Annotated in this window: 29 protein-coding genes and 1 pseudogene; 14 read left to right on the top strand and 16 right to left on the bottom strand. The window is 71.4% G+C overall.

What is annotated here, in order from left to right; translation table 11 throughout:
• Nucleotides 1-248: 248 nt before the first annotated feature.
• Nucleotides 249-1175, bottom strand: coding sequence for a mycothiol synthase (mshD, locus tag SRB17_RS31265; RefSeq protein ID WP_153543455.1), 927 nt, complete (start codon nucleotides 1173-1175; stop codon nucleotides 249-251).
• A gap of 192 nt (nucleotides 1176-1367) precedes the next feature.
• Here mshD and SRB17_RS47685 point away from each other — a divergent pair, with 192 nt between their 5' ends.
• Nucleotides 1368-1502 carry a hypothetical protein gene (locus SRB17_RS47685; RefSeq protein ID WP_267133463.1) on the top strand — a complete coding sequence of 45 codons (135 nt, stop codon included), beginning with the start codon at nucleotides 1368-1370 and terminating at the stop codon, nucleotides 1500-1502.
• A gap of 37 nt (nucleotides 1503-1539) precedes the next feature.
• Nucleotides 1540-3263: pseudogene (locus tag SRB17_RS31260) on the top strand (ABC transporter ATP-binding protein).
• Between the two features lie 4 nt (nucleotides 3264-3267).
• On the opposite strand, the gene SRB17_RS31255 reads toward SRB17_RS31260, so the two are convergent.
• The 3 genes from SRB17_RS31255 to SRB17_RS31245 form a co-directional block, all read right to left on the bottom strand.
• Nucleotides 3268-3819, bottom strand: coding sequence for a PH domain-containing protein (locus SRB17_RS31255; RefSeq protein ID WP_153543454.1), 552 nt, complete (start codon nucleotides 3817-3819; stop codon nucleotides 3268-3270).
• A gap of 27 nt (nucleotides 3820-3846) precedes the next feature.
• On the bottom strand, nucleotides 3847-3984 hold the full coding sequence (locus SRB17_RS31250) for a hypothetical protein (RefSeq protein WP_153543453.1): 138 nt from the start codon (nucleotides 3982-3984) through the stop codon (nucleotides 3847-3849).
• Nucleotides 3985-4057: 73 nt separating this feature from the next.
• Nucleotides 4058-4924 carry an NmrA/HSCARG family protein gene (locus SRB17_RS31245; protein WP_153543452.1) on the bottom strand — a complete coding sequence of 289 codons (867 nt, stop codon included), beginning with the start codon at nucleotides 4922-4924 and terminating at the stop codon, nucleotides 4058-4060.
• 121 nt (nucleotides 4925-5045) lie between these two features.
• On the opposite strand from SRB17_RS31245, the gene SRB17_RS31240 reads away from it, so the two are divergent.
• The gene (locus SRB17_RS31240) at nucleotides 5046-5540 is read left to right on the top strand and encodes a MarR family winged helix-turn-helix transcriptional regulator (protein ID WP_153543451.1); all 495 of its coding nucleotides are present in this window, start codon (nucleotides 5046-5048) and stop codon (nucleotides 5538-5540) included.
• A gap of 30 nt (nucleotides 5541-5570) precedes the next feature.
• Here the strand turns inward: SRB17_RS31240 and SRB17_RS31235 are convergent, their stop codons facing one another.
• From SRB17_RS31235 to SRB17_RS31210, 6 genes are all read right to left on the bottom strand, one after another.
• On the bottom strand, nucleotides 5571-7058 hold the full coding sequence (locus tag SRB17_RS31235) for a HAMP domain-containing sensor histidine kinase (protein WP_323376491.1): 1488 nt from the start codon (nucleotides 7056-7058) through the stop codon (nucleotides 5571-5573).
• Nucleotides 7055-7789 carry a response regulator transcription factor gene (locus SRB17_RS31230; protein ID WP_153543450.1) on the bottom strand — a complete coding sequence of 245 codons (735 nt, stop codon included), beginning with the start codon at nucleotides 7787-7789 and terminating at the stop codon, nucleotides 7055-7057. The genes SRB17_RS31235 and SRB17_RS31230 overlap by 4 nt, the downstream gene beginning before the upstream one ends.
• A 1024-nt stretch (nucleotides 7790-8813) precedes the next feature.
• Nucleotides 8814-9053 (bottom strand): hypothetical protein, encoded by a 240-nt coding sequence (locus SRB17_RS31225; RefSeq protein ID WP_153543449.1) that lies wholly within the window; start codon nucleotides 9051-9053, stop codon nucleotides 8814-8816.
• Between the two features lie 36 nt (nucleotides 9054-9089).
• Nucleotides 9090-10097, bottom strand: a complete 1008-nt coding sequence (locus tag SRB17_RS31220) for a S1C family serine protease (RefSeq protein WP_153543448.1) — start codon at nucleotides 10095-10097, stop codon at nucleotides 9090-9092.
• A gap of 135 nt (nucleotides 10098-10232) precedes the next feature.
• Entirely contained in the window at nucleotides 10233-11258 is a 1026-nt protein-coding gene (locus tag SRB17_RS31215; protein ID WP_323376490.1) for a LacI family DNA-binding transcriptional regulator, read from the bottom strand.
• 96 nt (nucleotides 11259-11354) lie between these two features.
• Nucleotides 11355-12143, bottom strand: a complete 789-nt coding sequence (locus SRB17_RS31210) for a response regulator transcription factor (RefSeq protein WP_153543447.1) — start codon at nucleotides 12141-12143, stop codon at nucleotides 11355-11357.
• 179 nt (nucleotides 12144-12322) lie between these two features.
• Between SRB17_RS31210 and SRB17_RS31205 the strand changes: the two genes are divergently transcribed.
• Genes SRB17_RS31205 through SRB17_RS31195 form a run of 3 tightly spaced genes read left to right on the top strand, consistent with a single transcriptional unit; the run spans nucleotide 12323 to nucleotide 14640 of the window.
• A complete protein-coding gene (locus tag SRB17_RS31205; protein WP_153543446.1) occupies nucleotides 12323-13183 on the top strand; it encodes an alpha/beta hydrolase in 861 nt (286 codons plus the stop codon).
• A 46-nt stretch (nucleotides 13184-13229) separates the two neighbouring features.
• Complete coding sequence (locus tag SRB17_RS31200) at nucleotides 13230-13484, top strand: MoaD/ThiS family protein (RefSeq protein WP_153543445.1); 255 nt, start codon at nucleotides 13230-13232, stop codon at nucleotides 13482-13484.
• A 4-nt stretch (nucleotides 13485-13488) separates the two neighbouring features.
• The gene (locus SRB17_RS31195) at nucleotides 13489-14640 is read left to right on the top strand and encodes a hypothetical protein (protein ID WP_153543444.1); all 1152 of its coding nucleotides are present in this window, start codon (nucleotides 13489-13491) and stop codon (nucleotides 14638-14640) included.
• Nucleotides 14641-14773: 133 nt separating this feature from the next.
• Here SRB17_RS31195 and SRB17_RS31190 read toward each other — a convergent pair whose 3' ends face one another.
• The 5 genes from SRB17_RS31190 to SRB17_RS31175 form a co-directional block, all read right to left on the bottom strand.
• On the bottom strand, nucleotides 14774-15460 hold the full coding sequence (locus tag SRB17_RS31190; RefSeq protein ID WP_228396360.1) for a hypothetical protein: 687 nt from the start codon (nucleotides 15458-15460) through the stop codon (nucleotides 14774-14776).
• A 378-nt stretch (nucleotides 15461-15838) separates the two neighbouring features.
• On the bottom strand, nucleotides 15839-16129 hold the full coding sequence (locus SRB17_RS31185; RefSeq protein WP_043502058.1) for a DUF1416 domain-containing protein: 291 nt from the start codon (nucleotides 16127-16129) through the stop codon (nucleotides 15839-15841).
• Between the two features lie 58 nt (nucleotides 16130-16187).
• A complete protein-coding gene (locus tag SRB17_RS31180) occupies nucleotides 16188-17033 on the bottom strand; it encodes a sulfurtransferase (protein WP_153543443.1) in 846 nt (281 codons plus the stop codon).
• Nucleotides 17034-17162: 129 nt separating this feature from the next.
• On the bottom strand, nucleotides 17163-17243 hold the full coding sequence (locus SRB17_RS48600) for an Ms5788A family Cys-rich leader peptide (protein WP_350751515.1): 81 nt from the start codon (nucleotides 17241-17243) through the stop codon (nucleotides 17163-17165).
• 210 nt (nucleotides 17244-17453) lie between these two features.
• Complete coding sequence (locus tag SRB17_RS31175) at nucleotides 17454-18197, bottom strand: DUF2993 domain-containing protein (protein ID WP_153543442.1); 744 nt, start codon at nucleotides 18195-18197, stop codon at nucleotides 17454-17456.
• A gap of 118 nt (nucleotides 18198-18315) precedes the next feature.
• On the opposite strand from SRB17_RS31175, the gene SRB17_RS31170 reads away from it, so the two are divergent.
• Nucleotides 18316-18579: a DUF3099 domain-containing protein gene (locus tag SRB17_RS31170; RefSeq protein ID WP_153543441.1), complete on the top strand. Its 264-nt coding sequence runs from the start codon at nucleotides 18316-18318 to the stop codon at nucleotides 18577-18579.
• A gap of 4 nt (nucleotides 18580-18583) precedes the next feature.
• On the opposite strand, the gene SRB17_RS31165 is transcribed toward SRB17_RS31170, so the two are convergent.
• Entirely contained in the window at nucleotides 18584-18946 is a 363-nt protein-coding gene (locus SRB17_RS31165; protein WP_153543440.1) for a DsrE family protein, read from the bottom strand.
• A gap of 166 nt (nucleotides 18947-19112) precedes the next feature.
• On the opposite strand from SRB17_RS31165, the gene SRB17_RS31160 reads away from it, so the two are divergent.
• The 7 genes from SRB17_RS31160 (at nucleotide 19113) to SRB17_RS31125 (ending at nucleotide 24947) form a co-directional block, all read left to right on the top strand.
• Nucleotides 19113-19829 carry a hypothetical protein gene (locus tag SRB17_RS31160; RefSeq protein WP_228396359.1) on the top strand — a complete coding sequence of 239 codons (717 nt, stop codon included), beginning with the start codon at nucleotides 19113-19115 and terminating at the stop codon, nucleotides 19827-19829.
• Nucleotides 19826-20683: a hypothetical protein gene (locus SRB17_RS31155; RefSeq protein ID WP_194294189.1), complete on the top strand. Its 858-nt coding sequence runs from the start codon at nucleotides 19826-19828 to the stop codon at nucleotides 20681-20683. The genes SRB17_RS31160 and SRB17_RS31155 overlap by 4 nt, the downstream gene beginning before the upstream one ends.
• Nucleotides 20680-21522, top strand: coding sequence for a hypothetical protein (locus SRB17_RS31150; protein ID WP_153543439.1), 843 nt, complete (start codon nucleotides 20680-20682; stop codon nucleotides 21520-21522). Before SRB17_RS31155 ends, SRB17_RS31150 begins: the two co-directional genes overlap by 4 nt.
• Before the next feature lie 235 nt (nucleotides 21523-21757).
• Complete coding sequence (locus SRB17_RS31140) at nucleotides 21758-22333, top strand: FABP family protein (RefSeq protein ID WP_153543438.1); 576 nt, start codon at nucleotides 21758-21760, stop codon at nucleotides 22331-22333.
• A gap of 55 nt (nucleotides 22334-22388) precedes the next feature.
• Entirely contained in the window at nucleotides 22389-23045 is a 657-nt protein-coding gene (locus SRB17_RS31135; protein WP_153543437.1) for an HAD family hydrolase, read from the top strand.
• Nucleotides 23046-23534: 489 nt separating this feature from the next.
• On the top strand, nucleotides 23535-23972 hold the full coding sequence (locus tag SRB17_RS31130; protein ID WP_323376489.1) for a Fur family transcriptional regulator: 438 nt from the start codon (nucleotides 23535-23537) through the stop codon (nucleotides 23970-23972).
• A 9-nt stretch (nucleotides 23973-23981) separates the two neighbouring features.
• Nucleotides 23982-24947 carry a YgfZ/GcvT domain-containing protein gene (locus SRB17_RS31125; protein ID WP_153543435.1) on the top strand — a complete coding sequence of 322 codons (966 nt, stop codon included), beginning with the start codon at nucleotides 23982-23984 and terminating at the stop codon, nucleotides 24945-24947.
• Nucleotides 24948-25034 lie beyond the last annotated feature (87 nt).

The raw sequence follows: 25034 nt of genomic DNA, 5'->3' as shown, positions 1-25034 counted from the left end.
ACCACGCCGCCGACGCTACGACTGCCTCCTGCTGCCGACCGCCCTGCTCACCGCCCCGGGCCCCCCTTCGTCCCGGATGACCGATGACCCCGCCCCGGCACACCGGCGGGCGGTCCGTGTGGTGCTGCGGTGCGGGCCGACACCGCGCCCGCCGCAGCCGTCCTCGCCCCCTGCTGCCGGCCCGCCGGGCGCTGTGCGAGCCGACGGTGCGCCGGCCGATCCGCGGCCCGTGCTCGGTGCTCCGGGGCTCAGGTCTCCGTCCGGTACATCAGGTCCGTCTCGTACGTCGTGAACCCCAGCCGCTCGTACACCGACACCGCCGCCTGATTGTCGGCGTCGACGTAGAGCATCGCGGTCGGCAGCTGCTGGCCGGCCAGGTGGCGCAGGCCGATGGTGGTGAGGGCCTTGCCGAGGCCGCCGCCCTGTTCACCGGGGCGGACCCCGAGGACGTAGACCTCGCCGAGGGCCTCCTCGGCGTGCACCTTGGTCCAGTGGAAGCCGATCACCTCACCGCGCCGCTCGGCGAGGAAGAACCCGGCCGGGTCGAACCACGGCTCGGCCTTGCGGTCGTCGAGGTCCCGCTGGGTCAGCGAGCCCTGCTCGGGGTGGTGGGCGAAGGCGGCCGCGTTGACCGCGAGCCAGGCGGCGTCGTCCTTGCCGGGCACGAAGGTGCGCACGCTCACACCCTCCGGCAGCACCGGGTCGGGCAGTGTCAGATCGGTCAACGACCGCCGCATCTGCCGCAGTTCGCGGAACAGGGTCAGGCCGAGCACCTGGGCGAGATGCCGGGCGGCGGGATGGCCGCCGTGCGCCCACACCCGAAGCCGCTTGCCGGAGGCGGCGAGCAGCGCCGCGCCGAGCGCCCGGCCGTGCCCGTGCCCGCGGTCCACGGGGCGTACGACGAGTTCGGCGGCCGGCGCCTCCACCGGGTCGGTGTCCTCCAGCTGGGCATAGCCGACGAGGTCGCCGTCGACGGCCAGCAGCAGATGCGAGACACCCTCGCGGGCCCCGCCGCGCAGTTGCAGCCGGCCCTGCTCCGACACCGGCTGCTGTCCGTCGACCGCGGCGGCCTCGGCGAGCAGGGCCCTGACGCCCTCGGCCTGGTCCGGGGTGAGCGCGGAGTGGGTCTCGATGGAGCGGGCGGGGAAGGCTCGTACGGTGTCGTCGCTGCTCATGCGTAGAGGGTACGGCAGCCACCCGGTAAAACCTATGTGAATGGCGCCGTGGTTCCCGAAAATACCTGTGAATTACTCAGAGGGCTCTTTAATTGAGGTCTCATCGGAATCGGCTTTTCCCGGTCTTCGAATGCCGTAGTGTTTTCCATGTCGGAATTCACTGACGGAAATCACAGGAAACGGAGTATCGCTATGTCTTTCCACAGGCTCGCCCCCGTCAAGAAGCACCGCAAGCCCGCTCCGGACCCGAAGAAGCCGGCGCCGAGGAAGCACCACCTGCACGCGGTGCACGCGCCCAAGTCCCGCCCGGTCGGCGACAAGGGCTGAGCCGGGCCGTTGTGAGGCGAGGGCCACCGGTTGTCGCGTGGTCGAACCGGCGGCCCCCGCCTCGGGCCTGCAACGAGAGCGTGTGTCCACAGCTGTGGAAAGGAGTCGTCGATGCTCGGGGAAGCCCGGGAGGGCCGGTTCGCTGTCCGCGTTCTGGGGGCCGGCCGGTGCCTGGCTCGGCGCGGCCGTGCTCGCCGCGCTGGTCGGTTATGCGGGTAATTCCCTGGCCGCCCGGACCGCCGAGAGATTTGTGCTGCGCCTGCGCGCTGCCGTATTCCGGCACGTCCAGGACCTGCCGCCGCACTTCTTCCAGAAACACCGCCGGGGCGACCTGGTCGAACGGCTCACCGGAGACGTCGAGTCCATCGAACAGCTGGTGGTCTCCGGTGTCGTGGGAGCCGTGTCGGCGTCCTTCTCCGCCGTCTTCTACGCCACCGCCGCCCTCTGGCTGCGCTGGGACCTGGCGCTGGCCACCTTCGTTCTCGCGCCCCTCTTCCTGCTCGCCGCGCGCCGCTTCTCCGGCCGTATCGAGCAGGCCTCCCGCGACGGGCGGGTCGCCGACGGCGCGCTCACCTCGGTGGTGGAGGAGTCGCTCGGCAATGTCGTCCTCACCCAGGCGCACAACCGGCAGCGGGACGAGGAGAAGCGGCTCGACCGCGAGGCCCGCGCCTGGCTGCGGGCGAGCGTGCGCGGGGCGCGGCTGGGCGAGATGTACGAGCAGTTCGTCGAGGTCGTCGAGACGCTGTGCGTGCCGGCGGTGATCGGGCTGGGCGTCTGGGAGATCTCCGCCGGCCGTATGACCCTCGGCCGGCTCCTCGCGTTCGCCGCCTTCCTCGGCTACCTCTACCCGCCCGTCCGCAGCCTCGGCCGCCTGAGCCTGACGGTCACCGCGGCCACCGTCGGCGCCCGCCGCATCGGTGGGATACTGGACGCCGAGCCCGCCGTCACCGACCCCGCCGAACCCGCCCCGCAGTGGCCCGTACGCGGCTGGGTCGGCTTCCACGACGTCTCCTTCCGCTACCCGGGCGCGCCGGACGCCTCTCTCCGAAACGTCGGATTCACCGTGCAGCCGGGCGAGCTGGTCCTGGTCACGGGCGCGAGCGGCGCCGGCAAGTCCACCCTGGCCAAGCTCCTCAGCCGGTTCTACGACCCCGCGGGCGGCGTGATCACCCTGGACGGCGTACCGCTCACCGACCTCCCCCTGCACTTCCTGCGCGAGCAGGTCGCCCTGCTGCCGCAGCAGGCCCTGATCCTCAACGGGACCGTCCGCGAGAACATCGCCTGCGGCCGCCCCGGCGCCACCGACTCCGAGATCGAGCAGGCGGCACGGGACGCGGCGGCCCACGACTTCGTCACCGCGCTCCCCGACGGCTACGACACCCTGATCGCCCCCGGTACCGCCGCCCTGTCCGGCGGCCGGCTCCAGCGGATCGCCATCGCCCGCGCGATGCCGCGCGCGGCCCCGTCCTCGTCCTGGACGAGCCGACGGCCGGCCTGGACGCGGTCGCCGCCCGTCAGGTCGTACGGCCCCTGCGCCGCCTGATGCCGGGCCGTACGACCATCATGATCACCCACGACCTGTCCCTCGCCGCCGACGCCGACCGCATCCTGGTCATCGACCACGGACGCCTCGTCGAGACGGGCACGCACGAGCAACTCCTCGCGCGCGGCGGCGCGTACGCCAGGCCGGCGTCACCGTTGCCGGAAGCGGCGACGGCACCGGCGCCGAGGGGTGACGACACGCTGGTCCTGCGCTGGTGAGGCCCTAGCGCGGCAGCCGCAGGGCGCGGGCGGCGCAGTACCGGCCGAGCAGCAGCCCGAGCAGGCCGAAGGCGGCCAGCGGTACGACCAGGAGCAGTACGAAGAGGTTGGCCGGCCTCCCGGCGATGTCCTCCGCGAGCGCGACCACGATCATGACGGCGAACACCACCACGGCCGCGACGCTCGCCCACTGCCATCCCCGGCGCCGCCCGGACTGCCGCAGGATCCGCACCTCGGTCTCGGCCCGCTGCCCGTACGGCATCCCGAGCCGCCAGGCGGCCTCGCGCAGGGCCGCGACCTCGGCGTAGGGGTCGTCCAGCTGCCACTCGTTGATCTGCGGGAGCAGGAATCGGCGGCCTTCGGAGTCGTACAGGTAGGCCGGCCACCGGGGCTGGGCGTTCAGACGCCCGCTGCCGGTGTGCTCGACCCGGATGTCGTACACGGCGGACCAGGCCCAGGTGCGCGCCCGCAGGGGTCCCTGCCGGGTGATTCCCCGGGCCGTCACCACGGTGCGCGCCCGCCACTCCGACAGGGCGCCCCACACGCCGATCGCCACGAGCGCGGCGAGCGCGAGGGGGACCCATCAGAACGGTACGTCGTGATGGCCGGTGCGGATGATCTGCAGCACGGCGTTGCCCAGGAAGAGGAACGGCACCAGCGCGGCCTGCCGGGGCCGTCTTCGCCACCTTCGGTACTCCCGTGTCCATCCGCCCTCGTCCATGGAGGTCCCCTCCCCGGCACACCGAAAGGGTGCGCGACCGAGGAGAGGCTAGACCCCCTGTTCATGGGGGCCGCTACCGGCCCAGCAGCGTCTCCCAGTCCTGCCCCGCCGCCCAGTCGGTGAAGGTCTGCCAGCCGACCTCGGGATACGCGCGGCGCAGGGCCGGGGTGTCGACGTCGAGGCCCGTGCTGGTGAAGTAGGCGAACATCGCCGCCAGGTCCGCGGAGTGGGTGCGGACGACGTCGAGGGCGACCTCGTGGTGGGCGATCGGGCGGCCGGTGGCGGTGGTGAGGGCGGCCGCGATCTGCTCCGGGGTGCAGGTGTCGGAGGCGATGTCGATACGGCGCCCCACGAAGGCGGTCCGGCGGGTGAAGGCCAGTGCGGCGAACGCGCCGATGTCGGTGGCGGGGACGAGGGCGAAGGGCCGGTCGGCGGGCATGGGCCAGCCGAAGACGCCCTCGCGCAGTCCGGAGAGGGTCCAGCCGTCGGCGTGGTTGTCCATGAAGGCGGCCGGCGCGATCACCGTCCAGGGCAGGCCGGACGCGCACAGGTACCGCTCGACCTGGTGCTTGCTCTCGTAGTGCGGCACACCCGTGCCGCGGTCGGCGTGCGCGGCGGAGGTGAGGACGACGTGCGCGAGGCGGGCGGCCGCCGCGGCGTCGACGAGGGCTCTGCCCTGTCGTACCTCGGTGTCGGTGTCGGTGCCGAAGGGGGTCGTGACCGCGAAGAGGGCGTCGGCGCCGGTGAGGGCCGCGTCGAGGGAGGCGCGGTCGTCGAAGTCGGCGTGGCGGATCTCGGCGCCGAGGGCGTGCAGGGCCGTGGCGGCGGGTGAACCCGGGGCGCGGGTCAGGGCGCGGACATGGTGGCCGGCGGCCAGGAGGGCGCGGGCGGTGGCTCCGCCCTGGGCGCCGGTGGCGCCGGTGACGGCGACGGTGAGCATGGGTGTCCCCCGGTGGATAGGATGGTCGGCGCAGATAACTGCGTGACGCATTAGCTGCGCCACGCAGGAGACTAGCGCGAATTCCACTGCGCCGCGCAGTGATTTCGAGGAGGCGAGTCAGCTGACGGACGGGACAGATCCGCGCCGGGCCCGGCTGTACGAGGAGCTGTCGGCGGAGTCGCGCCGCTACCACGCGGCGTACGTGCTGTTCAACCAGGCCGTCGCCGACCACCTCGGCCTGCACCCCACCGATGTGCAGGCCCTGAGCCTGCTGACGGCCGAGCCCGAACCGCTCACGGTCCGGCAGATCGCCGACATGACCGGCCTCACCACGGGCTCGGCCACCCGGCTCGTGGACCGGCTCGAACGCGGCGGCTACGTGGCCCGTACGCCGGACGCGCGGGACCGCCGCCAGGTGCTGGTCACCCCGGTACCGAAGCGCGTCGCACGCGTCGAGGCCGTGTGGGACGAGCTCGGCCGTACCTGGCAGACCCTGCTCGACGACCACACCGAGGACGAACTGCGGGCCATCACCCACCACATGCGCCGCGCCAACGAACTGAGCCGCACCCAGATCCAGCGCCTGCGCACCCTGCCGAAGCCGAAGCGGGACTGAGCCCGCCGGCCCCGCTCCCGAGACCCCGGCTCAGCCGGCCAGGGTCTCGGTCGTCTCCCGTGTCTCCGGTGGCGGGGTCGGGGCGCCCGGCAGCCATACCGCCGCCACCGTGCCGCCGCCCTCCGCGCGGGCCAGGGTGACCTTGCCGCCCGCCTGCTGGACCGTGCGGGCCACGATGGACAGGCCGAGGCCCGAGCCGGGCAGGGCGCGGGCGCTGGGGGAGCGCCAGAAGCGGTCGAAGACGTACGGAAGTTCGTCCTCGGGGACGCCGCAGCCATGGTCGCGGACGGTCAGGACGCCGTCGGTGAGCCGCACCTCGACCGTGCCGCCCTCCGGGCTGAACTTCACCGCGTTGTCGAGGACGTTGACGACCGCCCGCTCCAGCGCGGAGGGCTCCGCCCGGACGTACCAGGGCTCCAGGTCCGATGTGATCGTCAGCTCCGGGCCGCGCAGGCGGGCGCGGCGCAGCGCCGCCTCGACCGCGTCCTGGAACGACACCACCTGGACGCGTTCGCCGCGCTGCCCCTCCGAGCGGGACAGCTCCTGCAGGTCGCCGACCAGTGCGGCGAGTTCGGTCATCTGCGCCTTCACCGAGGCGAGCAGTGCCTTGCGGTCCTCCGGCGGGAGCGGACGGCCCGTCTCCTCGCTGCGGGTGAGGAGCTCGATGTTCGTGCGCAGGGAGGTCAGCGGGGTGCGCAGTTCGTGGCCGGCGTCGGCGATCAGCTGCTGCTGGAGGTCGCGGGAGCTGGCCAGGGAGGCGGTCATGGAGTTGAAGGAGCGGGACAGGCGCGCCACCTCGTCCTCGTTGTCGTCCTCCACCGGGATGCGGATGGTCAGGTCGTCGGTCCTGGCCACGTGCTCCACGGCCTCGGTGAGCTTGTCGACGGGACGCAGGCCGGCCCGGGCGACGGCGAGTCCCGCGGCGCCTGCGCCGAGTACTCCTATGCCGGAGACGAGGAGCAGGACGAGAGCGAGGTCGTTGAGGGCGCCCTGGGTGGTTTTGAGCGGTGTGGCCACCAGCAGGGCCGTGTTCGGGTACAGCTGGGGTGGGGACGCCATGCCCTCGTTGACCACCATGGGCAAGGTCAGCACGCGAACGGCGTCTCCGTTGCTGTCCGTCCCGTTGCGAAGCAGGCCCTTGCGGGTGTCCGCCGCCTTCGCCACCTCACGGTCGCTGGAGACGGTTTTCACGGCGCCCGCGGAGTTCGAGAAGATGCAGGCGGTGCCGTCCGCCTTGACCAGCTCGAAGTAGTAGTTGCCGCGCGACCGGAACCCGAAGGCCGACTCCGACGGGGCCTGGGGGCAGGAGGACAGCAGCGTGGTGACGTCGTCCGCCATCTGGGGCCGCTGGATCGCCTTCTGCAGGTCGGTGTCGACCAGGTCGTACAGTTTCTTCTGCACGATGAACCAGCACGTCACCGACACTGCCGCCACCGCGAACGCCACCGCCGCCGCGACCAGCATCGCCAGCCGGGCCCTGATCGGCAGGGACCGGTAGCGCCGTACCAGCCTGCTCACTCGGCGCCCCCCTGGCGCAGGACGTACCCGACGCCCCGCACGGTGTGCACGAGGCGTGGCTCGCCGCCCGCCTCGGTCTTGCGGCGCAGGTACATGACGTAGACGTCGAGGGAGTTGGAGGACGGCTCGAAGTCGAAGCCCCAGACCGCCTTCAGGATCTGCTCGCGGGTGAGGACCTGGCGCGGGTGCGCCATGAACATCTCCAGGAGGGTGAACTCCGTGCGGGTCAGCTCCACCTGGCGGCCGCCGCGCGTGACCTCACGGGTCGCGAGGTCCATGCGCAGGTCGGCGAAGGTCAGCGCCTCGTCCTCCTGGGCCTGGGCGGACACCGCGACCGCGTACGAGCTGCGGCGCAGCAGGGCGCGGATACGGGCGAACAGTTCGTCCAGCTCGAAGGGCTTGACCAGGTAGTCGTCGGCGCCGGCGTCGAGGCCGGTCACCCGGTCGCCGACGGTGTCGCGGGCCGTGAGCATGAGGATCGGGGTGGTGTCGCCCGCCCCGCGGATGCGGCGGGCCGCCGTCAGACCGTCCATGCGGGGCATCTGGATGTCCAGGACGACCAGGTCGGGCTTGTAGGCGGTCGCCTTCTCCAGCGCGTCCGCGCCGTCGACGGCCACCTCCGTGTCGTACCCGTCGAAGGCGAGGCTGCGCTGGAGCGCCTCGCGTACGGCCGGCTCGTCGTCGACGATCAGAATGCGCTGGGGTTCACGGTCGCCTTCGGCGGGACTCATGGCTCGCGGTTCCTCGGGATGCGGTGGTGGGGGTGGACGGGTGTTGTTTCTCTGGGCTGTCTGCCGCCCGCCTCTCAGCCTGCCACGACCGGCGGGCCGGGCGGCACACCTCCCGGGGTCGGCCCGGACGGCGGTCGGCCGGGGAGGAGGTCCGGTGCCGGCCTTCGGGCGGGTCCGGTCCGGGGGCCGGGCTCGATCGTGGCCGGTGCGGCGGGGCGTCTCCGGGGGTCGGGCAGGGTCAGCGGTTGGCCGGGGAGGAGGCCGGTGCCGGGTCCGGTCCGGGGGCCGGGCTCGACGGTGGCCGGTGCGGCGGGGCGTCCCCGGGGATCGGGCCCGGTCGGGGGTTGCCCCCGCGGTGGTCGGAACCCATCCGCGGGCTGCCCCCGACGGCGGTCGCCTCGGACGGCGGCCGGGCCCGAACCACAGGCTCGCCCAGTCCGACGCCGGCCCCGATCCGGGGCCGACCCCGGCGCGGGGCCGATCCCGATCCGGGGCCGATCCCGGCCCGGAGCTGGTCCCGTTCCGGGGCTGGTCCCGGCGCGGGGCTGGGCCGGTCCCGATCCGAGGCTGGTCCCGTTCCGGGGCCGATCCCGTTCCGGGGCCGGTCCCGATCCGAGGCTGGTCCCGGGCCGGGGCCGATCCCGTTCCGGGGCCGGTCCCGATCCGAGGCTCGCCCCGATCCGAGGCCCATCCCGGCCCGAGGCTGGCCCCGGCCCGACGCCAACGCCAACCCGACGCCAGCCCCAACCCGACGCCAGCCCCAAGCCGGCGCCAGTCCCAAGCCGAGGCCGACGCCGATCCGAGGCACCGGCCCCGGCCCGAGGCTGGCCCCGGCCCGACGCCAACGCCAACCCGACGCCAGCCCCAAGCCGGCGCCAGTCCCAAGCCGGGGCCGACCTCGATTCGAGGCCGGCTCCGACCCGGGCCGGTCCGCACCCGACGCCGGCACCAACCCGACGCCGGGCCCGGTCGAAGCCGGGCCCGGCGCGTGTCCGGTTCACTCCGCGGTCTCGCCCAGTGGGCGTCAGGCTCGGACGGCGGTCAGGCGGTTCAGCGGGACCTTGCGGCGGTGGGTGCGGACGGGGGCGGTGCGCAGGCCCATCAGCTCCGGGACCGGCGTGACGACCACCTCGGGCGCACGCGGCGCCTGCTCCGGCTTGCGGGGCGCCGGGATGGGCGCGTGCAGGGTCCGGGAGACCGTGAGGGCCATCGTGATGTCGGCGGGACCCCGGTCGGCGATCTGGTGCGAAACCTTGCTGATCATGACGTACTCCCTGCTGACTGGTGCAGTGCTGACGCGCTAGCTCTTGGTGCCCGCCCGCAGCTTGGCCAGGTCGGACTTGACGGTGTTGACGGGGATCGCGAAGCCGAGGCCGATGCTGCCCGCGTCCGAGGACGAGGAGGACTGCTGGCTCGACGAGTACATCGCGGAGTTGATGCCGATGACGTTGCCGCTCGCGTCGATCAGGGCGCCGCCGGAGTTGCCGGGGTTGAGGGACGCGTCCGTCTGGATCGCCTTGTACGTCGTCGTGGACGAACCCGTGTCGCCGTTGAACTCCCGGCCGCCGAACTGGAACGGCCACTGCCCGTCGCCGCCCTGCCCCTGGCCCTGGTTCTCGTCGGTGGAGACGGTCACGTCCCGGTCGAGGGCGGAGACGATACCGCTGGTGACGGTGCCGGTCAGGCCCTCGGGGGAGCCGATGGCGACGACCGTGTCACCGACCTGGACAGCGGAGGAGTTGCCGAGGGAGGCGGGCTTCATACCCGAGGCGCCGCGCAGCTTGACCAGCGCGAGGTCCTTGGAGCTGTCGGTGCCGACGACGTCGCCGGTGTAGCTCTTGCCGTCGCTGGTACGCACCTTGATCGACTGCGCCCCGGAGACGACGTGGTTGTTGGTGACGATCTCGCCGTTCGACGTGATGATCACGCCGGAGCCGGTGGAGGAGCCGTTGCCGAGGGTCGCGTTTATCTCGACCACGCTCGGGCTGACCGCGGACGCGATCGCGGCGACGTCACCCCTCTTGCTGGAGGGCACCACGTTGGTGGTCGTACCGGTGGAGGCGACCGTGCCCTTGCCGGTCAGCTCCTGGAAGCCGTACGCCGTGGCGCCGCCGACCGCCGCCGCGACGATCGCGACGGCCGCGAGGAGGGCGACCGGACCCCGGTTGCGCTTCCTCTTCGGCTCCGGTGCCGGCAGCGCACCCGTCGCCGTCGGGGGCTCGTACGGCGGCGGGGGCGGCCACTCGGGGTTCACGGGAGCGGAGTAGCTGGGCTGCGGCTGGGTGTATGCACCCTGGCTCTCGGTCATGACAGAAGCCTCCCCTGTGACCATGAGAGCTTCCTGAGTGCTCGCTGAGAAGCCCGGCAGAACCGTGTTTGCCCGATATAAAAGCGCCCCTCGGCTGCCTGAGCCGGACTCTCATCCGGCCTTCAGAAGGCCCGGTCAGCTCCCGCAGCCGCAGGACGTGCGCACCACCAGCCGGGACGGGAACGTCCGCAGCCGCTCCCGCCGCGACCCCGCCACCCGCAGCCCGTCGTCCAGCACCAGGTCGACCGCCGCCCGGGCCATCGCCGAGCGGTCCGAGGCGACCGTGGTCAGCGGCGGGTCGGCCAGCGCCGCCTCCTTGATGTCGTCGAACCCGGCCACCGCCAGCTTGCCGGGCACGTCGATGCGCAGCTCGCGCGCGGCCCGCAGCAGGCCGATCGCCTGGTCGTCGGTGGAACAGAAGAACGCCGGCGGCCGGTCGGGGCCGGAGAGGACGTCCAGGGCGACCTTGTAGGCGTCGTAGCGGTTGTACGGCGCCTCGAACAGCCGGCCCTCGGTGGACAGGCCCGCCTCGGCCATCGCCCGCTTCCAGCCCTCGACGTGGTCGGAGACCGGGTCGCCGACGGCCGGGGTCTCGGCCGTACCTCCCATACAGGCGACGTACTCGTAGCCGTGCTCCAGCAGGTGGCGTACGGCGAGCTGGGCGCCGCCGAGGTCGTCCGTGACCACGGCCACGTCGTCGATGGCCTCGGGGCGCTCGTGCAGCAGCACCACCCGGGCGTCCCAGGCGTCGATCTCGGCGGCGGCGAGGTCGTTCAGCGCGTGCGAGACGAGGATCAGGCCCGAGACGCGCATGCCGAGGAAGGCGCGCAGATAGTGGACCTCGCGTTCGCCGATGTAATCGGTGTTGCCGACCAGGACCATCTTTCCGCGCTCGGAGGCGGCCTGCTCGACCGCGTGCGCCATCTCGCCGAAGAAGGGCTGGCGGGCGTCCGGGATGATCAGGCCTATGAGGTCCGTGCGCCGGGACGCCATCGCCTGGGCGACCCGGTCGGGGCGGTACCCCAGTTCCTTGATCGCAGCGAGGACACGCTCGCGCGTGGCCGGGGCGACCGGCCGGGGTCCGTTGTTGATGACATAACTGACGACGGCGGTGGAGGTTCCAGCCAGCCGTGCCACGTCATCCCGAGTCACCTTGGCCACGCGCGGAGTCTACGCGGATTGACCCGTTCTGGGCAGGGCGTATCAGTGCTTGGATGTGCGGAAGCAATGCCCGGCCCGAACGGCTTTCATGCCGGGCTAGGCGTCGGCGTGGATCTCGGAGCCGTCCTGGACGGCGGATGTGTCCGTGTCCTCCGTCTTTGCCCGCTCCGCCCTGGCCCTGGCCTCCTCACCGGCCCGGTCGGTCTTGTCGGCCTTCTCGGGCGTAACGAATCGATAACCGACGTTCCGGACGGTGCCGATCAGCGACTCGTGCTCCGGGCCGAGCTTGGCGCGCAGCCGTCGTACGTGCACGTCGACCGTCCGGGTGCCGCCGAAGTAGTCGTAGCCCCACACCTCCTGCAGCAGCTGGGCGCGGGTGAAGACCCGGCCCGGGTGCTGGGCGAGGTACTTCAGCAGCTCGAACTCCTTGAAGGTCAGGTCGAGGACCCGGCCCTTGAGCTTGGCGGAGTAGGTGGCCTCGTCCACCGACAGATCGCCGTTGCGGATCTCCATGGGGGAGTCGTCGTTGACGATCTGCTGCCGGCCCATGGCCAGCCGCAGCCGCGCCTCCACCTCCGCAGGACCCGCGGTGTCGAGGAGCACGTCGTCGATGCCCCAGTCGGCGGTGACGGCGGCGAGACCGCCCTCGGTGACGACGAGGATCAGCGGACAGCCGGGGCCGGTGGAGCGCAGCAGCTGGCACAGGCTGCGCACCTGGGGCAGGTCGCGGCGGCCGTCGACGAGGATGACGTCGGCGCCCGGGGTGTCGACCAGGGCGGGACCCTCCGCCGGGGCCACTCGCACGTTGTGCAGGAGTAGACCGAGGGCGGGGAGCACTTCCGTCGACGGCTGGAGGGCATTGGTCAGGAGCAGCAGAGAACTCATACGTCTGGTTCCTCCTCGGTCCCCGCGAGGACTGTGCGGACGGGTACTGCTCTGCGTTCCCGAAGGCCCGTACACCGGCGGTCACCTGAGGTTTCCCGCTTCGTATACAACGCTTCCGAAAGCACAAAAGGACCCGGGGGCTGCGCTGCCCGAGTCCTCTGCCCAGCAGAATAGCCCACATGAGGAACCGTTCGGCAGGTCAAGTGGCGCATTCCACCGTTCGTCCGAATCGCGAGACAGTCAGACAGGGCCCTATCCGGACGTTTCTGCGCACCGCCGACGGAATTCCGATCGATTCCGTATACGATCCGGCCGCCGTTGTATACGAAAGCTCCGGATCCGCTCCCGACACCGGCCGTTCGGCCTCGCGTGACCTGGTGTTCGTCGTCGCCCACGGGTTCACCGGGGACGTGGACCGTCCGCACGTACGACGGGTGGCGGGCGCCTTGCGCGGTTACGGCGCGGTCGTCACCTTCTCCTTCCGCGGCCACGGGCGCTCCGGGGGCCGCTCCACGGTCGGTGACAAGGAGGTCCTGGACCTCGCCGCCGCCGTCGCGTGGGCGCGCGGCCTCGGGCACGCGCGCGTGGTGACCGTCGGCTTCTCCATGGGCGGCTCGGTGGTCCTGCGGCACGCCGCCCTTGAGCCCGGCACGGCCGACGCGGTGGTCTCGGTCAGCGCCCCGGCCCGCTGGTACTACCGGGGCACGGCCCCCATGCGCCGCCTGCACTGGCTGGTCACCCGCCCCGAGGGCCGCCTGGTGGGCCGCTACGGCCTGCGCACCCGCATCCACCACCGCGAGTGGGACCCGGTCCCGCTCTCCCCGACGGAGGCGGTCCCCAGGATCGCCCCCACCCCGCTGCTGATCGTGCACGGCGACCGCGACGGCTACTTCCCCCTCGACCATCCCCGGATGCTCGCCGAGGCGGCCGGTGACCACGCGGAACTCTGGGTGGAGACGGGCATGGGCCACGCGGAGCACGCGGCGGACGACGCCCTGCTCGCCCGGATCGGGGAATGGGCGGCCGCCGGGGCGGGCTAGCCTGGCAGGACTCTTATTCCTTTCCTGCCGTCGATTGAGGAAACAGATGCCCAAGGTCACGGTGCGCTACTGGGCCGCCGCCAAGGCCGCGGCCGGTGTCGCCGAGGAGCCGTACGACGCGGACACGCTCGCCGACGCGCTGGCCGCCGTGCGCGCGCGACATCCCGGTGAACTCACACGCGTGCTGCAGCGATGCTCCTTCCTCGTCGACGGTGACCCCGTCGGGACCCGCGCGCATGAGACGGTACGGCTGGCCGAGGGTGGCACGGTCGAGGTGCTCCCGCCGTTCGCAGGAGGGTGAGGCGATGAGCGACCAGCCGTATCAGGGCGGCCCCTACGAGGGCTACGACCCGTACCAGCAGCAACACCAGCCGCAGGCCGCTCAGCAGTCCTGGCCCGGCCACGACCACCCGTACGGACAGCAGCAGCCGGGCTACGACCCCCAGCACACCCAGCAGTGGCAGGGCCAGACCTGGGACACGCAGGCGCACGCCTCGGTGCAGATGCCGGCGGAGACGTACGAGGGGTACCAGGAGTACCAGGAGTACCAGCAGCAGTACCAGCAGTACGCGGCCGCTCCTCACCCCGAGCCGCAGCCCGCCCCGGCGCACGCACCCGCGCCCGCACCTGCCCCCGTGCCGCAAGCCGGACCGGAGTCCGAGCCGGGCTACGGCCCCGCCACGCTCGCCGGGAACTCCCGGATCACGGATGCCCAGCGGGCGCGTCTCGAAGGCCGGTCGCCGGTCATCGAGCCCGGTATGCAGCCCGCGCTGCTGACCGCGGTGCTCGGCCTGCTGCTGGCCGCGACGGCACCGGTCGCCTCGTACGCGCTCCTCGTGCCGCTCGTGGTGCTCCAGGGCGTGACGGCGGCGGGCTGGTTCCGGCTGAACGGCATGTGGCCGGCCCGGCAGGGCATCGCGCTGGCGTTCCTGGGCGGGCTGACGGCCGACGCGGCGGTGCTCGTCGCCGGCCGCGACCACGCCCCCGCGGCCATCCTCGGCCCGCTCGGCATCTGGGTCCTGCTGGCACTGGTCCTGCAGCTGCGCTCGCACGCCTCGCCGGACGAGCGGATGTACGGCCTGATGGCGACGGTCGTCTCGGCGGCGCTGTCGGTGCTCGCCACCGGGTACCTGGGCGCCGACGCGCACGCGGTGTCCGTGGGCGGCGCGGCGGTGGCGGTGGCGGTCCTGGCCCGGGCCCTGCCGCTGCCGACACCGGCGTCGGTCGTGGTCTCGCTGCTGGCGGCGGCCGGCGCGGGGATCGCCGTGGGCGGGATGACCGGGCTGGGCGCGAAGGGCGCTCTGCTGGGCGCGGCCGCCGGGGTGTGCGCGCTGGTCGGCCACCGCGTGGCCGCCTACGACTACCCGTCCCGGTTCGTGCACTTCACGGCCGGCGTGGCGTTGCCGCTGTCGGCTGCCGCGCCGGTGGTGTGGGTGCTGGGAAGGGCGCTCGGTTAGAGCCGTTCCCCCTCCATCACGTCCCGTCCGCCCCGGGCGGTACGTGGGACGACAAGCCGGAGCCCCGGCCCGATTCCGGCGGGCCGGGGCTCCATGTCATACAACGGGCTTCGGGTTACGAGCGGGCTGTGGGTTAGCGGCCACCACCGTCGCCGCCGCCGTCGCCGCCGCCCCAGCCGCCGTCGCCGCCGTCGCCGCCCCAGCCGCCGTCGCCGCCGCCCCAGCCGCCGTCGCCGCCGCCCCAGCCGCCGCCCCAGCCGCCGCCCCAGCCGTGCCCACCGACCACACGGAAGCTGCCGACCACGCCGTCCTTGACGTGGATGCCTTCCGTGCGCCGGACGCGCACGCCGTCGCTCTGGCTGTGGGGGCCGACCGTGGCGACGGGAGCGCCGTTGTCGCAGACGGCACCGCGGAACACCTCGACGACACGGTGGCTGTCGTTGCGGATGTTCAGCGTCCTGGCGCCCAGGCCGCTGATCACGGTGATGCAGTCACCCGGGTGGGCAGAGTAGGACCGCTCGTTGATCTCGATCCGGCCCTCGAAGTGCCGGCCGCCGCCGCCACCGCCGCGACGGCCCTCGTTGCCCTTGCCCTCGTTGCCCTTGCCGTTGTTGTTGTTGTTGTCGTTGTTGTTGTTGCCGTTGCCGTTGTTGCTGCCACCGGCGCCGCCGAGAGGGGCGGCGGCCGGGGCCGCGGCGGCCGGAGCGGCGGCCGGAGCCTCCGGCGCCGAGGCAGCCGAGGCGTAGGTCACGCCGGTCGCTGCCAGGGCCGCTGCACCGAGGCCAGCGGCGGTGACAACAGTGGAACGCGAGAACTTCATGGTGCAACTCCAGTCTCTGAGACGCCGACTCGTTGGCCGGTCGTCATGAACGTACGGACCGACCACCATGGCTGTCATGTCGAGATTGCCGGGAGACTGGGTTTTTGTGCACCAATCGGGGGAATTACGGCCTATGTCCGTCGCTCCTCGCTCGTCGAGGGGTCGTCAAGTCGCCGCAGAAATAGGCAAATTGACACAGCGCTAGACCTTTTGGATGATCTTATGACAAGTGCCTACCCCAGCGGCAAGCGTGTCGTTACTGGCGCACGGACGTGATGCGCGCTAGCGGCATGCCGAAGGGCCGCACCCCCACTGGCGTCCAACCCCAGGGGTGCGGCCCTTCGACCGTCACTGTGCTGCTGTTTCGCGCAGGCCCGTTCAGACCGCGATCGCGACCTCGGCCAGCGCGCCCTTCTCCGCCACGACGACCGTACGGTCCGCCGTCCCGCCCGGGACGAGCGCCCGGACCGTCCACGTGCCCTCGGCCGCGTAGAAGCGGAACTGACCGGTCGCCGAGGTGGGAACCTCGGCCGTGAACTCGCCGGTCGAGTCCAGCAGACGGACATAGCCCGTCACCGGCTCGCCGTCGCGGGTCACCTGACCCTGGATCGTGGTCTCACCGGGCTTGATCGTCGAGGCGTCCGGGCCGCCGGCCTTCGCTCCGCACATGCTGTTTCTCCAGAGGGGTCTGACCGGAAGGCCGGTCGGGAGTGGGATACCTGTGGGCTTACTTGTTCGCGCCGAGCTCGATCGGCACGCCGACGAGGGAGCCGTACTCGGTCCAGGAGCCGTCGTAGTTCTTGACGTTCTCCACACCGAGCAGCTCGTGCAGCACGAACCAGGTCAGGGCCGAGCGCTCACCGATGCGGCAGTAGGCGATCGTGTCCTTGGCGAGGTCCACGCTCTCCTCGGCGTAGAGCTCCTTGAGCTCCTCGTCCGACTTGAACGTGCCGTCGTCGTTGGCGTTCTTCGACCACGGGATGTTGCGCGCGCTCGGGACGTGACCCGGACGCTGCGACTGCTCCTGCGGCAGGTGCGCCGGGGCGAGCAGCTTGCCGGAGAACTCGTCGGGCGAGCGCACGTCGACCAGGTTCTGCGAGCCGATCGCGGCGACGACGTCGTCACGGAAGGCGCGGATCGAGGTGTCCTGCGGCTTGGCCTTGTAGTCGGTCGCGGCGCGCTCGGGCACCTCGGTGCCGTCGACCAGCTCGCGGGCGTCCAGCTCCCACTTCTTGCGGCCGCCGTCGAGGAGCTTGACGTTCTCGTGGCCGTAGAGCTTGAAGTACCAGTAGGCGTACGACGCGAACCAGTTGTTGTTGCCGCCGTAGAGGATCACCAGCGTGTCGTTGGCGATGCCCTTCTTCGACAGGAGCTTCTCGAAGCCCTCCTGGTCGATGAAGTCGCGGCGGACCGGGTCCTGCAGATCCTTGGTCCAGTCGATGCGGATCGCGTTCTTGATGTGGTTCTTCTCGTAGGCGGACGTGTCCTCGTCCACCTCGACGATGGCGATGGCCGGGTCGTCCAGGTGCTCCTGCAGCCAGTCGGCGTCGACCAGGACGTCTGTGCGGCTCATGCTCTTTCTCCTCCGGGGCAGTTGCGGCGGGGCGTGCGGGTACGGGGGTGCGCGCTCGTAGGGCCCGGGCGGCGCACGGGTGCCCTTCCAGCAGGGCGGGGGTGAAATGCGGAAGTCGGGGACTTTCGCTCAGAAGGGGCGACAGAGCATGGCGGCAACGCGGCACAGGTCCACTGCCCGCCGCTTCGTGAGATCCGCCTGTCGCTTCATGGGAGCGATCGTAGGGACGTCCGGGTGGGCGTGTCACCGGCGTGTCATATGACGAGACACGATCGTCCGCATATCGGGATGAGGGAAGCGCCCGGTGGCCGCCGTACGGCCTCCCGGGCGCTCGCACAGGTCCCCGCATCTGATGTACGGACGACCCCGTCTCGCCAGTCGGACGATCCCCGTCCGTCGGCAGTCTCCCTGCCCCGCCGGTTACCCCGCCAGCCTGACGTCGGAACCCTTCACCGTGATGTCCACGCCGTCCTTCGCGGCCTGCACCTTGTCCAGCTCGATGCCGCCGGGGAGGTGGTCGATGGCCTGCTGGAAGTCGGTGATGTTGCGGACACGGTTCTCGGCGAGGGAGATGGCGGCCAGCTTGGGCAGCGAGTCGGCGTGCACCTCGACCTTGTCGTTCACGATGGTCACCGAGCTGAGCACGGACAGCGTCCGGTCGACCGGGACGGTGAGGACCTTGCCCGTCACATGCACCGCGACCTTGATCTTGCCGTTGCCGCCGTCGGAGAGCCCCACGACCTTGGCCTCGAGCCCCGGGGCCACCTCGGTCGGCTCGGACTTGGCGGTCTTCAGCAGCTCGGCGTAGGAGATCGTCGCGGTGCCGGTGGCGCTGGCCGCGGTGGCGGAGCTGTAGTCACCGGAGAAGGAGACGCCCTTCATGTCGGCCTGCAGATCGTCGATCCGGATCGTCTTCCCGGCGGTCCCGGTCGCGGCCTCGTAGTCCTTGATCCCGACCGCGACGTCGTCGAGCGACCCGCCCGCGACCTGGGTGAGGAACGGGAACCCCTTGATGCTCACATCCGGCGTCGAGGCCAGGTTCTCCGTCGACTTCAGCTTGTCGGCGGCCTCCCCCTCGGCGAAGTGCACGGCCACCCGGTCCGCGATCACGAACAGCCCGCCCAGGATCACGACGAGGATCAGGATTATTCGCAGGGCGCGCATGTGGGGTTCCCCCGGGACGAGAGCGGTCTTCGGCTACGTCACGGTAACCCTCCGGGCGCGGCCCGGGCGGGGATTGTGGATCACTTGTGACAGGTATGACCCGGCCTACCCTTGTCTTATGTACGCGCGGCGGCGGCACATCTACTTCGCCATGATGGGGACCTGCATCGGGCTCTTCGTCCTGGCCTGGGGGGTCGTGCGCATCTGGTCGGTGCCGGCGGCCGTCGGCATGTGCGTCGTGGCCATGCTGATCCCGCCGGTCGCCGCGATGATCGCCAACCGGCGGGGCCCCGAGGACCGCTGGTGGGACGACCCGTCCGGCGACCCGCAGTCCGACGAGTGGTGGGACGAGCTGGACGGCAAGAAACCGCCCAGGCGGTGAGCGGTCAGTAGACGAGCGCCTGGGTGTCGTCCGTCAGGGCCTCCTGTACGAACACCTGTGCGCCCGCGATCCGTACGCCCTCGATGACGTCCTTCTCGGTGATCTCGCGCCGGGCGGCGCACTGGGTGCACAGCGTGATGTGTCCGCCGGCCAGGACCGACTCGATCAGGTCCGGCAGCGGGGCCGCGTGCGGCAGCTCGAACTCGGCGGCCCGTCCCGGCAGCGCGAACCAGGACGACTCCCCGGTCAGCCACAGCGACACCTCGACCCCGCTGGCCACGGCCACCGCCGCCACGGTGAACGCCTGCGAGCAGCGCTCCGGGGCATCGGCCCCCGCCGTCACCTTGATCACGAGCTTCTTCGCCATGCCGGAAGCGTAAGCCCTGGCGGACGGCGTGTGCCGCGGGGCGCCGGCCGGCGAGGTCACGTGCTGAATCGTGATCGAACTGCACTACAACTCCATGTGCACGCCATGAGTCTCCTGTGGCGCGCGGGTGACGGAACCCGCGCTTCCCGTCGTGTAGGGAGACCTCTTGGAATCACCTGAAAGACCGCGCCGTGGCCGGACCGCCACGCTGGTCGCCGGGGCCGCCGCCCTCGGTGTCGTCGCGGGTGTCTGCACCGGTTACGTCGTCCAGGCCGGCCGCGCGCCCACGAAACTGCCCCCTTTGTCGCAGCCCGTCGTCCGCCAGGCCAAGGGCGCTGTCGAACCTGTGCCGGCGGCGTACGACCGCCGGGTGAAGACCGACGGCGACCTGCGCAAGCTGCTGCTGACGCGGCCCAGGGGCGCGAGGGGCACCAGTTTCCAGAGCGCCGACGGCTGGCTGGACCTGGCCGACTACGCGAGCACCTACCGGAAACCTGCCGAGGACTTCCAGTACGAGCTGGAGAGCGAGTTCCGGCGCGCGGCCCAGACCAGCTGGCGGATCGGCGGCACGTACGACGTCGAGATACGGCTCGTCCAGTACCACCAGGTGACGAAGCCGGCCGCCGCCAAGCACGTGGAGGACCAGGCGTACTGGGCCGAGCGGGAGCCGAACACCAGCAGCTCGCCCATACCCGGGACCGGCGACGGCATGGTGTACGTGCACCACACGCCCGAGCGGAAGAGCGGCTATCTGCCGGAGTACCAGGCCGAGGCGGTGGCCTCACGGGGTGACCTCTACATGGACATCTGGGTCAGCGACACCAGGCCGGTCCCCGAGGACAAGATCATGGAACTGGCGAAGCGGCAGGTGGCCCAGCTGTGAACGATGCCGTGAACGAGTCGCTCGAGGAAGACCCCGCTCTCCCGATCCCGGAGAACGTTGAGAGCGAGGCGCCCGCCGCACCGGCCCGCACGCGGCGGCCCGTGGGCCGGATCCTCGCGGTCGCGCTGCTGGCCCTCGCGGTCGTCGGCGGGGCCGGGTTCACCGCCGTGACGGTCGCCGGTGCCGACCGGGATCCCGGCAAGCCCGTCTGGAAGTTCCCCAAGGCCGCCACGGAGAACCAGGGCGCCCAGGACGACCGGCAGGGCAAGGACGCCTCGGGGCTGCGCGACATGCTGATGCCGTACGACGAGGGGTCCGAGGGCTACGCGCAGGGGCCGGACATCGACGAGTTCGGCCCCGAGGCCGCGCTCGGCGGGCGCCAGGCCACCGCCTTGCGCAAGCAGGAGGTCAGCGACCTGCCGCCGGAGACCCGGCGGGCACTGGACAGGGCGATCGACAAGGAGCACATCCAGGGCCTGGCGATGCGCAGCTACGCCCCCTTCGACACGTACGGCGGTGTCGACAAGCCCTTCACGCTCACCTTCGAACTGGTCCGGATGGCCGACCGCGCCTCCGTACGCGACCTCTCGAGCAACCGGAACGAGTTCCTCAAGGCCCTCCGGATCTTCCCGAAGGGGCCGGAGATCCACGGGCACAACAACGCGGCCTGTTTCCGGATGCCCAAGGTGGACGACGAGAAGATCGACCGCATGGTCTGCTCCGCCTCCGTGGGTGACGTGCTCGTCACCGCCAACGCGGCCGGGCCCCGCCCGCTCGACACCCACGCCATCGCCGAGTTCGTCGGCAGACAGCTCGACCGCATCAAGGACAAGGACCCGGGGAAGGCCGTATGAGCGAGCAGCAGATTCCCGTCGCGCCCGCGACGCCCGTGCCCGGGCCGGAGGCGACGCCCGTGCCCGGGCCGCCCAGGGACCGCCGGGTCCTGCGGGCCGTCCTGCGCTGGACCGCGGCGCTCGTGGTCTTCGCGGTGGCCGGCACGTCGACGGCGTACGGCATCACCCGGATGGCGCGCACCGGCCTCCCCGGCCTGGCCACGCGCCCGGACGGCCGCTGGGACTACCCGCGGATCGTCCGGCCGCCGCTGCCGGCCGGCCGCCCGGCCCCGTTCGCCGGCCGCAACGCGGCCAACGTCCACTACGCCGACCTGCGCACCCTGGTGCTGCCCGCGCCGAAGGGTGCCAAGGCCGATCCGGCGCTCGCCGGCGACCACGGATGGACGAAGCCGAAGGTGTACCTCGCGGAGTACGCGGGCAAGGACGTTCGGGACACCCTCCGGGGCGAGCTCACCGACCACGGCCTGCGGCACATCGCCGCGCGCGGCTGGACCATGCCGGACGGCACCCGGACCCGGATCTACCTGCTCCAGTTCGAGACCGCCCTGGTCGCCGGCGAGGTCCAGCGGGACGAGTTCACCGGCTACGACGACCCCCTGCTCGCCCTGCGCGGGGCGGCCTCCAACACGTTGGACGCGTCGTACCCGACGGCCGCCACCGACGGGAACAACCTGGTGGAGGAGTTCGCGGAACAGAAGCCGTACGGCGCCGAGCAGGTGCGGCAGGCGTACATCACCTCCGGTGACGTCATCGCCCTCGTGGTGCAGTCCCGTGCGGGCGGTGCGAAGGAGATCCCGTTCCAGCAGACGGTGGTCCTGCAGCAGCAGCTGCTCGACTGAGCCGGGTACGGGGATCGTCGCTTCGGACCACCTCGGAAAGAGAGCCGGTGCCCGGCCGCGTAAGCTGGGCCCCGGCTCTGCCGTATGCCCGCACCCTCGCTCAAGGAGCACCCGTGGAGATCTTCTTCGAAACCCTGCTGGTCCTGGTCTGCGTCGGCGTGCTCGCCTTCGCCGGTCTGACCGTGAAGAAGCTGTACCAGGGCCAGCGCTGAACCACCTCTAGGAAGCTTCCCTCATGATCGAGATCCCGTCCGACCTGCACAAGGACCTGGTCCCGCTCGCTTTTCTGCTCGGCAACTGGGCCGGCGCGGGCGTGCACGACTTCCCCGGCTCTCAGAAGTGCAACTTCGGGCAGGAGGTCAGCTTCACCCATGACGGCCGGGACTTCCTGGAGTACCGCTCGCACACCTGGGTGCTGGACCAGGACGGCAACAAGGTCCGCCCGCTGGAGTCGGAGTCCGGCTTCTGGCGGATCGACGCCGACCGCAAGGTCGAGGTGACGATGACCCGTGACGACGGCGTCATCGAGATCTGGTACGGCGAGATGGCGGAGAAGAAGCCGCAGATCGACCTGGTCACGGACGCGGTCGCCCGCACGGCGGCCTCGCAGCCGTACAGCGGTGGCAAGCGGCTGTACGGGTATGTGAAGAGCGACCTCATGTGGGTCGGCGAGAAGCAGACCCCCGAGGTCGAGCTGCGCCCCTACATGTCGGCCCACCTGAAGAAGGTCGTCACCCCGGAGGACGTCGAGCGCTGGGCCAAGGCCCTGCCCGACGACATGCCCGACGACGGCATCGCCTTCTTCAAGTGAGCATGTGAACGCCGGGCGGGGCTCGGGTCGGGTAAGGCGCAGATCGATCCACGGAATGTCCTGCCGCACCAGGTTCGTCCTGTTCGACGTCGACGGCACGTTGATCGACGCGGTGGAGAATCAGCGCCGGGTGTGGCGAGCGTGGGCGGAGCGCTACGGGCTGGATCCGGACGAGGTCTACCGGGTGGCCCTGCGGACCAGGCCCATGGAGACCTTCGCCCAGGTCGCCGCGTGTCACGATCCGCACATGTGCCTGGCCGCGCTGCACGAGCTGGAGGACGAGGACGTGCGGTCCGGCGTCTACGCGGCCTTCGACGGTGCAGCAGATGTGCTGCGCGGCCTGCCACCGGGGTGCTGGGCCCTGGTGACCTCGAACTACGAGCACCGGGTACGCGGCCGATTCCTGCGGACGGGCCTGCCGGTGCCGGGCCTGATCGTGGACGCAGCCGCCGTCGAGGAGGGCAAGCCCTCTCCCGTTCCGTATCTGCGGGCCGCTGCGCGACTGGGTGCCGAGCCGGGGGACTGCCTGGTCATCGAGGACGCCCCGTCCGGAGTGCAGTCCGGGCTGCGTGCCGGTATGACGGTGTGGGGCGTGAACGCCGCTGCCTCGGTGGAGGGCGTGCACCGCCATTTCGAGAGCCTGCGAGCAGCAGTCCCGCACATCCTGGCCTTCGCGTCCGGATCCTCCGGCGACCTCCCGCCGGCGAACTGAGGAAATTGCCGGAGCGACCCGCCGGAATGCGCAGCGCCTAAGAATCGGCGGGGCCCACCCGGCCCAGGAGTTCACCTGCGAGGCCTGTGATGAGGCCTTCGTCCGGTTCCATTGCGTCTTCGGCGGCCTTTTGAGCCTGGGCATGCCTGCTGGGCCTGCTGTGCTCACTGTCAGCGGCAGGCGCAGGCAGGTCAGCCGTAGGCGCAGTCCGGTCGGCAGTGGGCCCGGGCCGGGTCGCCGCGGACGCACCACTCATCCCGACTGCGGCGAGCAGGATCGGGGTGCTGATCGCGATGGCCAGGGCTCTGCGTGCGCGCATGGGGTTTCCTCCTCGGCTGGGTCAACGAGTCGCCGCCAAGCTACCCGGGCATTCACCCCGAATAACCGTTCATCGAACCAACCGCTCGTACGGCAGAAAACCTGTCGGATTATCCCTTGAATTCAAGGCGCCCAGGCGATTTCGGACCCGTCGGTCCTAGACTTGACCGCGTGGTGAGCACCGACTGGAAGAGCGACCTCAGGCAGCGCGGCTACCGGCTGACGCCGCAGCGGCAGCTTGTCCTCGAAGCCGTGGACACCCTTGAGCACGCGACCCCCGACGACATCCTCTCGGAAGTGAGGAAGACGGCGTCGGGGGTCAACATTTCCACGGTCTACCGCACGCTGGAGCTGCTGGAGGAGCTGGGCCTGGTCAGCCACGCCCACCTCGGGCACGGTGCGCCGACGTACCACCTCGCCGACCGCCACCGCCATCTGCACCTGGTCTGCCGCGACTGCGAGAACGTGATCGAGGCCGACGTGGACGTGGCCGCCGAGTTCACCGCCAAGCTGCGGCAGCAGTTCGGGTTCGACACCGACATGAAGCACTTCGCGATCTTCGGCCGGTGCAAGGACTGTTCGCTGAAGAGTTCAACTACCACGTCGTAGGCTGACGGTATGAAGAGCCCTCTGCTGTCCCTGCCCGGCGCCGTCCCCGCCGAGGGTGTGGACGAAGGCGTCGCCGCCCACTACGGCGACCTGTTCCGCGAGCAGCGTGCCCTCGCCGACGGCACCGGTTTCGTCGACCTGTCCCACCGCGGTGTCGTCACCGTGAGTGGCGAGGACCGGCTGAGCTGGCTGCATCTGCTGCTCACCCAGCACGTCAGCGAGCTGCCGCCCGGCGAGGCCACCGAGGCACTGATCCTCTCCGCGCACGGGCACATCGAGCACGCGCTGTACCTGGTGGACGACGGTGCGACCGTGTGGGCGCACGTGGAGCCCGGGACCCAGGACGCGCTGATCGCGTACCTGGAGTCGATGAAGTTCTTCTACCGCGTGGAGGTCGCCGACCGGACGGCCGACTTCGCGGTCGTCCACCTGCCCGCCGGGTCCATCGCCGAGGTGCCCGAGGGCGTCGTCGTGCGCGAGACGCCGTACGGCCGTGATCTCTTCCTGCCGCGCGAGGACCTGGAGTCCTTCGCGGCCGCGCACGGGCCCGCCGTCGGCCTCCTCGCCCACGAGGCACTGCGCGTCGAGCAGCACCGGCCCCGGCTCGGCTTCGAGACCGACCACCGGACGATCCCGCACGAGCTGGGCTGGATCGGCACGGCGGTGCACCTGCAGAAGGGCTGCTACCGCGGCCAGGAGACGGTCGCCCGCGTCCAGAACCTGGGCAAGCCGCCGCGCCGCCTGGTCTTCCTCCACCTGGACGGCAGCGAGGTCCATCTGCCGGTGCCGGGCACGGAGATCCGGATCGCGGAGGAGGGCTCCGAGGGCCGCAAGATCGGTTTCGTGACGACCTCCGTACGGCACCACGAACTGGGACCGGTGGCACTGGCGCTGGTGAAGCGGAACGTGCCGGTCGACGCGAGGCTCCTGGCCGGAGAGACGGCGGCGGCGCAGGAGGTCGTGGTCGAGCCGTAGTTCTGCGGCTGCGGGTGCGTGGGAGGCTGGTCGCGCCCACGCGGCGGAGCCGCATGTCGATACAGCCCCGCGCCCCTACGGGGCGCT

The organism is Streptomyces sp. RB17, assembly GCF_009604455.1.
In the GTDB taxonomy this organism is placed as follows: domain Bacteria; phylum Actinomycetota; class Actinomycetes; order Streptomycetales; family Streptomycetaceae; genus Streptomyces.
The sequence above is the reverse complement of the archived record's forward strand: the minus strand, read 5'-3'. Positions and strand labels throughout refer to the sequence as shown.

What these genes read in the sequence shown, in the direction of transcription:
- SRB17_RS31220 (WP_153543448.1), bottom strand. Translation starts at nt 10,097, where the DNA reads ATGACCGAGAGCCAGGGTGCATACACCCAGCCGCAGCCCAGCTACTCC.
- SRB17_RS31200 (WP_153543445.1), top strand. Translation starts at nt 13,230, where the DNA reads ATGCCCAAGGTCACGGTGCGCTACTGGGCCGCCGCCAAGGCCGCGGCC.
- SRB17_RS31150 (WP_153543439.1), top strand. Translation starts at nt 20,680, where the DNA reads ATGAGCGAGCAGCAGATTCCCGTCGCGCCCGCGACGCCCGTGCCCGGG.
- SRB17_RS31250 (WP_153543453.1), bottom strand. Translation starts at nt 3,984, where the DNA reads ATGGACGAGGGCGGATGGACACGGGAGTACCGAAGGTGGCGAAGACGG.
- SRB17_RS31140 (WP_153543438.1), top strand. Translation starts at nt 21,758, where the DNA reads ATGATCGAGATCCCGTCCGACCTGCACAAGGACCTGGTCCCGCTCGCT.
- SRB17_RS31135 (WP_153543437.1), top strand. Translation starts at nt 22,389, where the DNA reads ATGTCCTGCCGCACCAGGTTCGTCCTGTTCGACGTCGACGGCACGTTG.
- SRB17_RS31230 (WP_153543450.1), bottom strand. Translation starts at nt 7,789, where the DNA reads ATGAGTCCCGCCGAAGGCGACCGTGAACCCCAGCGCATTCTGATCGTC.
- SRB17_RS31225 (WP_153543449.1), bottom strand. Translation starts at nt 9,053, where the DNA reads ATGATCAGCAAGGTTTCGCACCAGATCGCCGACCGGGGTCCCGCCGAC.
- mshD (WP_153543455.1), bottom strand. Translation starts at nt 1,175, where the DNA reads ATGAGCAGCGACGACACCGTACGAGCCTTCCCCGCCCGCTCCATCGAG.
- SRB17_RS47685 (WP_267133463.1), top strand. Translation starts at nt 1,368, where the DNA reads ATGTCTTTCCACAGGCTCGCCCCCGTCAAGAAGCACCGCAAGCCCGCT.
- SRB17_RS31205 (WP_153543446.1), top strand. Translation starts at nt 12,323, where the DNA reads ATGAGGAACCGTTCGGCAGGTCAAGTGGCGCATTCCACCGTTCGTCCG.
- SRB17_RS31195 (WP_153543444.1), top strand. Translation starts at nt 13,489, where the DNA reads ATGAGCGACCAGCCGTATCAGGGCGGCCCCTACGAGGGCTACGACCCG.
- SRB17_RS31175 (WP_153543442.1), bottom strand. Translation starts at nt 18,197, where the DNA reads ATGCGCGCCCTGCGAATAATCCTGATCCTCGTCGTGATCCTGGGCGGG.
- SRB17_RS31180 (WP_153543443.1), bottom strand. Translation starts at nt 17,033, where the DNA reads ATGAGCCGCACAGACGTCCTGGTCGACGCCGACTGGCTGCAGGAGCAC.
- SRB17_RS31210 (WP_153543447.1), bottom strand. Translation starts at nt 12,143, where the DNA reads ATGAGTTCTCTGCTGCTCCTGACCAATGCCCTCCAGCCGTCGACGGAA.
- SRB17_RS31165 (WP_153543440.1), bottom strand. Translation starts at nt 18,946, where the DNA reads ATGGCGAAGAAGCTCGTGATCAAGGTGACGGCGGGGGCCGATGCCCCG.
- SRB17_RS48600 (WP_350751515.1), bottom strand. Translation starts at nt 17,243, where the DNA reads ATGAAGCGACAGGCGGATCTCACGAAGCGGCGGGCAGTGGACCTGTGC.
- SRB17_RS31170 (WP_153543441.1), top strand. Translation starts at nt 18,316, where the DNA reads ATGTACGCGCGGCGGCGGCACATCTACTTCGCCATGATGGGGACCTGC.
- SRB17_RS31185 (WP_043502058.1), bottom strand. Translation starts at nt 16,129, where the DNA reads ATGTGCGGAGCGAAGGCCGGCGGCCCGGACGCCTCGACGATCAAGCCC.
- SRB17_RS31245 (WP_153543452.1), bottom strand. Translation starts at nt 4,924, where the DNA reads ATGCTCACCGTCGCCGTCACCGGCGCCACCGGCGCCCAGGGCGGAGCC.
- SRB17_RS31125 (WP_153543435.1), top strand. Translation starts at nt 23,982, where the DNA reads ATGAAGAGCCCTCTGCTGTCCCTGCCCGGCGCCGTCCCCGCCGAGGGT.
- SRB17_RS31190 (WP_228396360.1), bottom strand. Translation starts at nt 15,460, where the DNA reads ATGAAGTTCTCGCGTTCCACTGTTGTCACCGCCGCTGGCCTCGGTGCA.